The following is a 6,139-nucleotide window of genomic DNA, read 5'->3' as shown; positions in this document are numbered from 1 at the left end:
GCGTAGGGCGGTGCGGGCGCCGGTGGTGAGGGCGGCGAGGCGGCTGGGCCAGGGTGGGGGTGGGTTGAGGTCGCGGACGGTCCGCCAGTGCTCGGCGGCGTCGTGGCGATCTTGCCAACATGACGCGGCTAGCTTCAGGTTCACCCACGGATCGGATTGCATGGCTCAGTCCCTTCGTTGTGCTGGTCGTTGTCAGGACGGCGGCCTCGGGCCGGACGGTGCAAAGCGGTCGCGCGGCTCCGTTGTGCTTCGGGTAGTCGCTCTTTTCGGAGGACATAGGATCCCTGGCGGAGCCGCGGCGGTCTGCGCGCGGCTCCGGGATCAGTGCGCTCGCTCGATCGTGGTGCGCTACACGGTCGTGTGCTGGCTCTGGTGCCGCTGGGCCAGCGCGTCAAGCAGGCGCTCGGCCTCGGTGACGGTGAGTGTGCCGGCCGCCAGCTCGCTCAGGATGACGCGCTGATAGTTCTCGAATTCGCTCTCGTCGGTGCGCGGTGCGTCAGCGGCGGGTGGACCCAGTGGGATCACGTCCATGTCGGACGCGGACGCATCGACCGACACGGGTGATTCGGGTGCCTCGGGCGGCGCCGGCGTTGCCGGGGACGCCGGTGGCTCCGGCGTCGGGGGCGGTGGCGTCGCCGGTCGTGTCGGGATGACGGAGCGCGCGCCGGTCCCCGTGAGCCAGCGGAGGTCCACGTCGCCGCGCACGGCGCGGATGCGGATCTCGGCGCGGTCTTCGCCGTCGCCGATGCTCCCCACCAGCCGGCGGCCGAGCACGCTCTTCGGCCCACGCTTGCCGACGCTCACGAGCGGGATTTCGCTCTCAATCTGGCCCCGGCCGGTGATGACCTCGATCCGCGCGCGGAGGTCGCGCTGCACGGCGACCGTGATGTCGCCCGCGCCGGTGGTGAAGCTGTGCTCGCCCATGCCGAGAACGGTACGGCACACGATGTCGCCCAGGCCGTTCTGGATGCTCGTTGCGGCGCTCGTGCCGCTGCGGACGATCGCATCGCCGGTCCCGAGCTTGATCGTCAGGTTGTCGCAGTCGCGTTCGTCCACCACGGCATCTCCGGCGCCGAGCTTGAGATCCACCGGACCGGTGCCGCCCTGGACCAGGACGTCCCCGGCACCGGCTTTGACCACCACTTTCCCGGTCACGTTCGTCAGCTTGACGTCGCCCGCGCCGGAGCTGGCGTCGACCGTGCCGGTGAAGCGTTCGACGCGGATCGTGCCGCCGCCGAGTTTCATCTCGATCTCGCCGTCGCCGCCGTCGACGCTGGTATCGCCCCGATCGACCCGCGCGTGCACCCTGCCCCGCGGGCCGGCGAGTACCAGGTCGCCGGCCCGCAGGGTGATCTCGGTGCGGCGAATGCTCTGCGGCAGTTCGACCGTGACGGGCGATCCGGTGCCGATGCCGAGGATGGAGGTCAGGGCATTGGCCGCGGTGGCGGACTGCCAGGTGATCTCCACCCGGTCGTCGTCTTTCTTGGTCTCGACGTAGTCGCCGCGGACCAGGATGTCGTCCCGCTCGGCCCAGGTAATCCGCAGGTCACCCTCGGTGCCGTCGATCTTCACGACGTCCACCTTGGACACGGCGACGCGCTGTTCGCTCGTGCTCATCGGCTGATTCCTTCCTGGTAGCCCGCCACTTGGCGGGAGCTGGTGTCGGCCGTCGATACCACCGGCGTGGGCTCCAGTGCCGCCGGCGGGCTGAGGTTGCGGAAGGCGGGGGCCGTCCCACACACGGCGGCGGCGGCCAGGTAGGAGACCGCGATCAGGCCGAGCATGGGGAGCAGCCCAGCGTAGTCGACGATGTAGCCGGCCATCAGCAGCCCCAGCGGGGAGACCGCCAGGCCGAGGGCGGTAACCAGTCCGAAGGCGCGCCCGCGCAGTTCTGCGGGGGTTGCCTCCTGAAGCAGGGTCATCGCCAGGGGGTTGATGGGTGCCGAGATGACGCCCTCTACCGCCACACAGGTTGCGATCACCCAGAGGGGCGCTTCCAGAGCGAGCGGAGTGAGCGAGAGGCAGCACGCGGCGAAGGCGATCACCAGCGTGGGCCGCCGCGGCAGCTTGTGCCCGATGGCGCCGTACGCGAGGACCCCGGCCAGCGCGCCGGCGCCGAAGACGCTGACGATGGTACCCAGCGCGACGACGCTGCCGAGGACGCGGTCCGCGTAGACGGGCAGGACGACGGAGAAGAGGGGCATGTCGACGATGCTGATCACCAGCATCACCGTGATCATCGTGCGGACCAGGCTGTTCTGGCGGACGAACGCAAGCCCCTCGCGCAGCTCATCGAGGTAGCGCGACGACGACTTGCTCCCCGCAGGCTGGCTGCGCGGCACGCGGACGCCGATCAGCACGATGCCCGCTGACAAGAGATAGCCGGCGGCGTCGAGCCAGAGGGCCTGGCTGGGGCCCACCAGGGAGATCAGGGCCGCGCCGAGCGCCGGGCCGAGCAGGAGCGAGAGCCGCGGGATCGCCTGGTAGGCGGCGTTGGCCCGCTCCAACGGCAGTCCGGCCAGCTCCGCCAGGTCGGGCACCAGGCTCTGGCGCGCGGTCATGCCGGGGGTGGAGAACAACCCTACGAGGAAGACGAGCACCAGGAGTTGCCAGAACGCCAGGCCGACGGTGTGGTGCAGCGCGGGGACGAGCGCGATGGTGATCCCGGCGAGGAGATCGGAGACGACGCTGCCGTTCTTGAAGCCGATGCGGTCGACCAGGGTGCCGCCGAAGAAGGAGGCGATGATGACCGGCAGCATCTCGGTGAAGCCGACGATGCCGGTCTTGGCGGCGCTCCCGGTCGTCTGGAGCACGAACCAGGGGAGGGCGATCTGGGTGACGCGTGTGCCGACCAGCGAGATGGCGTTGGCCCCCAGGAGCGCCAGGAAGGGTATACGATTAGCGCCGGAGACCTGGTCGCGTAGTGCGATCATCTCATCTCCCGATTCGCGTGGACTGCACCGATGGGTGCCGACCGCGCCGCTAACGAGTGCTCCCGCCGGATTGGAGGCGGCGGAGCTGCGCCATTCCTTCGTCGACCGTCAACTCGCCCCGGGCAATTCGTTCGAGGATCTTCTCGCGTTCCGTGGAAGGCGCGGGGGCGGGCGCCGGCTCGGGTGCCGGTTCGGGCTCCGGCTCGGGCTGTGGCTCTTCCAGCGCCGCAATGATGTCTTCGAGCTTGCCGCGGACCGTCGGGTATGAGACGCCGAGGGTTCGCTCGACGTCACTGAGGTTGCCGCGGCTGCGTACGAAGAGCAGCAGGAAGGTCTGCTGATCGTCGGTCAGCCGGCTGAAGGGGCTGGCAGCCCACCGGCCACGGACGATCGTAGAGCAGGTAGGACAGGCCAGCTCCTGGATCTGAAGGGCGGAACCGCAGGTTGGGCATTGCTGTGGTGCGCTATACATGTTCTCCTCCTAACGTGGCCCAGTCTAGACTGATTCTGATCTGTTGTCAAGAGATGGTAAAGAATTGGTTCAGAATAGTGCGAAAATTCTGAGGGGGCCGTGGGTGCGGGGCGCAGAGCACCGTGGCAGTCGAGAGGCGGGGCGTGCAGTCATGATTTCCGCGGCATCCAAAATGCCGTCACTAGCCCGGCCGGTACTTGGATGGAAGCACTGAGGGGGCAGTTCTTGCCCCTGGTCGTTGGCGGATTCAGCCCGCCGGTTACGTGCCCATTTGGGTACGAGGGGCGGCGGCATGACAGATGGGGAGTACAACAGTGGTGCAGAGGCAGCCGGTACAACGGCAGCGGATCGGCCCGGCGATCCGCCGCTTACGGCAAGAGCGGGGAATGACTCTCGATGCGTTGGCTGCACAGGCGGACATCTCAGCGTCGCACCTGAGTCGACTCGAGCGAAGCCAGACGCTCCCCAGCTTCACGGTCCTGGCCAAGATCGCTGAAGTGCTTGGGGTCGGCATCGACGAGTTCGTGCGGCTCGAGCGCGACGTGACGCTCCTTGACGCCGACCTGGGCCGGTACCTCGATATGCTCGGCATCGGCCCGCCCGTGCGGGATGAGCTGTTCGAGCTATCGATCGAGGCACGGCGCACCCTGGTCTCATGCCTGCGCCAGTTGGGTGAGGCGACCCTCCCCCCACTGGCCACCCAGGAGCTGGTGGCGCGTGCCGCGAGCCAGGGCGACCTGCCCGAGGTCTGGCGGTCGCTCAACCGGTTGCTCCGCCAGGCGGGGATGGGCGGGCCGGCGTTCGTGCGCGCCTGGCTGCAATTGGTGCAGACACCCGGCTACCGGCGTATCCTGGTGGCGAGCCGCAGCTTCTTCCTCCTGCCACCGGGGGCCGATCTGGTCGCGGCTTATCAGGCGGTTTTCCGCGGCGAGGCGATCGACCCGCAGGCCGTCTCCACCTGGGAGACGTCGGAGTGGGTGCGTGACCCCGCCGTGGTACGCCGCTGGTCCACGCGGATGCTCCTTGGCCGTGACTATCTGGAGCGAGCACTGGACAACGAAAAGCCCGGCCCGGGACCGGACCTCTCACAGGAGCAGGCCCTCGACCTCTGTGCGCGGCTGATCGACCGCCTGGAGCGCGACGCCAATTTCGAACTGGCGATCACGGACGTGGATCTCGGGCCGTTCAACATCTACGCTGTCGACGGGCAGGGCGGCCTCATCGAGCGGCTGCCTGAGCGGCGTGGGCGGGAGTCCACGCCACGCGTCGGGCTGTGGGTCGGCGGGCCGGAGACCTCGGCCCCGGTCGCGGGATTGATCGACCGGCTATGGGAGAGCCTACCGGAAATCGATCGAAGCCGGGAGGCGGTGGTTGTCTGGCTGCGCCGGCAGCAGGCGGAAGCAGGTGAGCGAAACCCGGCACGTTGACCGGTTTTCAGCATGAATGGTAGCATTATGCTGGCGCTCATCGGACGAATCGAGGGATTCGTTGTCGACCGTCGTCGGAGGCATGGACGCGGGTGGCTCGCGCGTTGGATCGAACCGGCGGTTCGAGCCCCTGGCCGTGGCGTTGCGGCCGGTGTGAGCGGTCCCCGCGCGGAGACGTAACGGATGAGACGCGGTGGGATTCCCGACATCGTGATTCGGCGGCTGCCGATCTACGAGCGCACGCTCAAGCAGATGCTGAGCGCGGGCGTAACGAGTATCTCGTCCGAGGAGTTGGGCGAGCGCATTGGGGTGACGGCGGCCCAGATCCGCCGGGACCTCTCCTACTTCGGTAAGTTCGGCAAGCAGGGCAAGGGCTACGACGTCGCCCGGCTGGCGGAAGAGATCGCCCACATCCTCAAGCTGGATCGCCAGTGGGACGTGGCGCTGGCCGGCTTCGGCCACCTGGGACAGGCCATCGCCCACTACCGGGGCTTCGAACCGAACGCGTTCCGCATCGCGGCGATCTTCGCCCGCAACCCGGAGCACATCGGCCAGCAGGTGAACGGCACCGTAGTCCTGGACGAGGCTGAGCTGACGCGGGTCATCCAGGAGATGGGGATCAAGATCGGCATCGTGGCCGTTCCGGCGGCCGCGGCGCAGGACGTGGCCGACCGGATGATCGCCGGCGGGGTGCGGGCGATCCTCAACTACGCCCCGGTGATCCTGAAGGTGCCGGAGTCGGTCTGGGTGCGTGAGATCGACCCGGTCAGCGCCCTGCAGAGCCTCACCTACTACCTCGACAACGGCTCACCATCCCACGACGGCCGCGCCGCTCCGGTTGGCGAGAGCCTGGCGACCGAAGCGGCCGGGCACTAGGGTCGGAGCTTGGACGGCGGCGGCCACGGCCGCCGCTTTGTTATGCGTCTCCCTGCGGCGGTCGCAACCGCCGGCCTCGCTGTGACACCGGCCCTCAGCCCAGCCTCTCTCCCAACAAGGACATCGACGCAACACGCTGGCATTCCCGCCGCTCCGTCTCCCGCCCGCCTGAGCCGGCTCAGGCGGCCGCCGACCGGATCCGAGGTGGGTGGTGGAAGGATCGTCGTGCGGTAGCCCGTGCCCGGGATAGGTGGCGGAACGGTTCCGGCGCCGGGTTCGTGCCTCGGGATGGGTGGCGCGACGGATCCCGCACCTCGGCGCGTGCCCGGGGCTAAAGCCGCCGGGCTGAATAGTGGGTAAGCCCACTGAAGGGGCTACGATGGCCACGCCCGGGTCGGCACCCGCGGGACGTCCAGTTCCCAGCCCCTTCA

At 68.7% G+C, this 6,139-nt stretch carries 5 protein-coding genes; 2 read left to right on the top strand and 3 right to left on the bottom strand.

Features of this window, described 5'->3' with window-relative positions; translation table 11 throughout:
• Positions 1 to 348 precede the first annotated feature (348 nt).
• Genes IRZ30_RS14840 through IRZ30_RS14830 form a run of 3 tightly spaced genes read right to left on the bottom strand, consistent with a single transcriptional unit; the run spans position 349 to position 3,405 of the window.
• Entirely contained in the window at positions 349 to 1,617 is a 1,269-nt protein-coding gene (locus IRZ30_RS14840) for a DUF4097 family beta strand repeat-containing protein (protein ID WP_294086253.1), read from the bottom strand.
• Positions 1,614 to 2,933, bottom strand: a complete 1,320-nt coding sequence (locus IRZ30_RS14835; protein ID WP_294086252.1) for an MFS transporter — start codon at positions 2,931 to 2,933, stop codon at positions 1,614 to 1,616. Before IRZ30_RS14835 ends, IRZ30_RS14840 begins: the two co-directional genes overlap by 4 nt.
• Positions 2,934 to 2,982: 49 nt before the next feature.
• On the bottom strand, positions 2,983 to 3,405 hold the full coding sequence (locus IRZ30_RS14830; RefSeq protein ID WP_294086251.1) for a DUF2089 domain-containing protein: 423 nt from the start codon (positions 3,403 to 3,405) through the stop codon (positions 2,983 to 2,985).
• 299 nt (positions 3,406 to 3,704) lie between these two features.
• Between IRZ30_RS14830 and IRZ30_RS14825 the strand changes: the two genes are divergently transcribed.
• Entirely contained in the window at positions 3,705 to 4,832 is a 1,128-nt protein-coding gene (locus IRZ30_RS14825) for a helix-turn-helix domain-containing protein (RefSeq protein ID WP_294086250.1), read from the top strand.
• Between the two features lie 183 nt (positions 4,833 to 5,015).
• Positions 5,016 to 5,708 (top strand): redox-sensing transcriptional repressor Rex, encoded by a 693-nt coding sequence (locus IRZ30_RS14820; protein WP_294086249.1) that lies wholly within the window; start codon positions 5,016 to 5,018, stop codon positions 5,706 to 5,708.
• Positions 5,709 to 6,139: the final 431 nt, after the last annotated feature.

The sequence above is a fragment of the Sphaerobacter sp. genome (assembly GCF_019683595.1).
In the GTDB taxonomy this organism is placed as follows: Bacteria; Chloroflexota; Chloroflexia; order Thermomicrobiales; family Thermomicrobiaceae; genus Sphaerobacter.
The sequence above is the reverse complement of the archived record's forward strand: the minus strand, read 5'-3'. Positions and strand labels throughout refer to the sequence as shown.

Coding starts and splice junctions, on each gene's coding strand:
- IRZ30_RS14825 (WP_294086250.1), top strand. CDS start 3,705: ATGGGGAGTACAACAGTGGTGCAGAGGCAGCCGGTACAACGGCAGCGG.
- IRZ30_RS14830 (WP_294086251.1), bottom strand. CDS start 3,405: ATGTATAGCGCACCACAGCAATGCCCAACCTGCGGTTCCGCCCTTCAG.
- IRZ30_RS14840 (WP_294086253.1), bottom strand. CDS start 1,617: ATGAGCACGAGCGAACAGCGCGTCGCCGTGTCCAAGGTGGACGTCGTG.
- IRZ30_RS14835 (WP_294086252.1), bottom strand. CDS start 2,933: ATGATCGCACTACGCGACCAGGTCTCCGGCGCTAATCGTATACCCTTC.
- IRZ30_RS14820 (WP_294086249.1), top strand. CDS start 5,016: ATGAGACGCGGTGGGATTCCCGACATCGTGATTCGGCGGCTGCCGATC.